The sequence below is a fragment of the Nostoc sp. 'Peltigera membranacea cyanobiont' 232 genome (assembly GCF_002245985.1).
GTDB lineage: Bacteria > Cyanobacteriota > Cyanobacteriia > Cyanobacteriales > Nostocaceae > Nostoc.
This window is the reverse complement of sequence record NZ_NOLK01000337.1, coordinates 1-2,806: the sequence shown is the minus strand read 5'-3', so window position 1 is coordinate 2,806 and position 2,806 is coordinate 1. Positions and strand designations below refer to the sequence as shown.

Sequence of the window (2,806 nt, the reverse complement as noted above, 5' to 3'; positions counted from 1 at the left end):
GGAATGAAGTGGCTGCCTACGGCAGCCACTTCATTCCCCTTTTAAATGATTATCATTATTGATAATGGAATAGTTTATTTTCTGGAAGTCCCAAAGTAAAGCGTCTCCAGGTAACTTTTACCTAGTTGCTGTGATTCGGCAAATATCCGCTCTCGGTAGCTATCTTTGATCCGAACTTTTTCTGGGGTTAAGTCAAGTTTGTCTGCCATTGCGATATCATGCACCCACGGATAAAATTGAGTTACGTAATGAAAAAGATGGGCCACCTTCAGCATTAAGAATTTGGTCTGCTTATGATTTAGATGCACGTAACAGTACTAAACGCACTACTAAGTGGACAGGGTATAAAGTGCATCTAACAGAAAGTTGCGATGAAGATGTACCATCAATCATCACTCATGTAATAACGACTCCTGCTACCAGTCCCGACCAGACAGTGATACCGTCAATCCATCAAGCTTTGGCTGAAAAAGAACTTTTACCTGAGAAACATTTAGTTGACTAAGGATACACTTCAGCACAATTGCTTTCTAATTCCCAACACGACTATGACATTGATCTGTTTGGTCGAGTACCTCTTGATGTCGGATGGCAATCAAAAGCAGGTTTGGGATTTGATCTATCCCACTTTCAAATCAACTGGAAGCAAAAAACAGCCTATTGTCCTCAAGGCAAGTGCAGTAGCCGTTGGAAAAAAACTCAAGATGCTTATGGAAACCAAGTAATTCGTATTAACTTCCGTGCTGGCGATTGTTCAATTTGTCCTGTTCGCTCTGACTGTACCCGCGCACAAACCAAGCCACGTAGCTTGACTTGTGCGCGGGCAATCTGATCGCGAAGTCCTCCAGAAAGCTAGAGAGCGACAAAAAACTGAACAGTTTCAACAACAGTATGCACTGCGCTCAGGCATTGAAGGAACTATTTCTCAAGGAATCCGCGCCTTTGAAATGCGCGATTGCCGTTATATTGGGCTAGCTAAAACTCATCTACAGCATATCCTGACGGCTGCCGCTATCAATTTAAGTCGAGTTTTCGCTTGGTTGGAGGATCTCCCACGGGCTAAAACTCGCTCCTCACACTTTGCGAGACTGGCAGACTCTACTGCGTGCTAAAAAATATCCGTGATTACTTGTTGCTCAAACATTAATATAATTTGAGGCTTTCTCCGTATATTACGCGGTAAACCTGGTCATTTCAAGTTAAACTAACGGTGTAATACACGGTTGAGTTTATGTTCAAACGGGATATTCAAGGGAAGTTTGCGCTTAAGAATGATGATTATCGTGAAGTACGCTCTTTGCGACTAACAGATGATACTTGGAAAGCACTCGGTATTGCCTCTGAATGTTTGGGTTTAACCCGTGCTGATTATTTAGAACACATTGTTAGGTATAACGCTTTGCCGAGTATTACACGGGAGGACTCAGAATTTTTATCTCCCCATCAGGGGGAAAACGAACCTCAACCGAGTATTACATGGCAGAAGGAGTTTCCCCTAACATCTGCTCCCGCCAGCGAAAGACAGTCTGTTGGGTTGCCAACTATTTCAGAACTTGAAATTTTACGTGACCGTGTTTTGTCTGAACTGAAGTTAGGTAAGCAACTGGGTATAAAACTGCTCAGAAGGTTCTCAATCGTTTTATTACTGAACTAATCGGTTTAGTTTAGCTGTTTGGGGAATTCGCCAACGGTATCCGGTGGACGGTTACGCCATCGCTAACCTCTTGGTAATTTCCCTTCTGTCTATATTTAGATATGGTATGAATTAATGCTCATCTGTGCTGATACCAAAATTCCTTTTCCACGCGCCCTGGTTTATGCTGCCTATCGGGACAAACTAGTTGAGCTAGTTCCCTATATGCCAAACGTGCGCCAGATCACACTTTTATCTCGTAGTGAAGCAGGCAGTAATGTTTATAGTGTCAATATATGGCATAACCCGGTACATGGGTTCACAAGTTCAACAGGTTCACCAAACTTATACCGATTTTAAGTAGTTAGAGAGGAGAAAGCAATGTTAGGTAAATGGCTTCCTGGCTTGTTTGGTAGTAAAAATGATGGAGTAGTATCAACGGATTTAAGAGTTGGGGATGCTACCCAATCTGATTTTGAAGCACCGAATAGACTAGACCGTATTGAAGTATTGGCTATTAGGAATACTGAAGCTATAGCAGCACTAACCACTAAGATTGATAATCTGACTGATAACGTAAATGATTTAACAAATAATGTTGACCGTGTATTAAGTCGTAGTGCAGTTTTAGATGATGTTTTACTTGAATTACGTGATAGTCAGGAACAGCAACAAAGAAATTTTGAAGAACACCAACGTCATTTTGATGAACATCAAAGAACCACTAACGCTGCGCTAAATAGCTTAGAAGCTATATTACTACAATTGATAAGAATATTTCCACAATCCTAAGTCAGCAGTAAAGAGAACCTGCTTCTAACCCTTGCTTTCACGTAACTATTTTTTTGATTCTCCTTTAACATTTAGCAACATTGACAAAGATATCTAATGAGCGCACAATAGACTAGCCTTTGCCGCCCGTTCCATTCTGAATATCAACTTTATAAGACTATTCAGTTTTTCAGTCTCAAGAAGTCCGTTGCGGTACAGCAATGCAACCCAAATGGGTAATAGCTGAAGCCCAAGCCTTAGCTTATCCCTTGATAATCAGTTATAAATGACTAACTCCCCATTTTGAACGGGGTTATTATACACTCATCTAAATTACTGGAGTCAAAGGCATGGTTGCAATCAGCGGACTCTCTGGCAATGAAATCTTTTGTCTTCGACAAC

The 2,806-nt window shown here is 41.2% G+C and carries 2 protein-coding genes and 2 pseudogenes; 3 read left to right on the top strand and 1 reads right to left on the bottom strand.

The window, feature by feature from the left end; genetic code table 11:
- Positions 1 to 74: 74 nt before the first annotated feature.
- Entirely contained in the window at positions 75 to 209 is a 135-nt protein-coding gene (locus CDG79_RS45120; protein ID WP_262985889.1) for a hypothetical protein, read from the bottom strand.
- On the opposite strand from CDG79_RS45120, the pseudogene CDG79_RS45730 reads away from it, so the two are divergent.
- The 3 genes and pseudogenes from CDG79_RS45730 to CDG79_RS40025 form a co-directional block, all read left to right on the top strand.
- A pseudogene (locus CDG79_RS45730) lies at positions 188 to 1,112 on the top strand (transposase); the annotation flags it as partial. The gene CDG79_RS45120 and the pseudogene CDG79_RS45730 sit on opposite strands and share 22 nt — an antisense overlap.
- A gap of 119 nt (positions 1,113 to 1,231) precedes the next feature.
- Positions 1,232 to 1,668: pseudogene (locus tag CDG79_RS40035) on the top strand (hypothetical protein).
- Positions 1,669 to 2,014: 346 nt separating this feature from the next.
- Positions 2,015 to 2,425 carry a hypothetical protein gene (locus tag CDG79_RS40025; protein ID WP_223278660.1) on the top strand — a complete coding sequence of 137 codons (411 nt, stop codon included), beginning with the start codon at positions 2,015 to 2,017 and terminating at the stop codon, positions 2,423 to 2,425.
- Positions 2,426 to 2,806 lie beyond the last annotated feature (381 nt).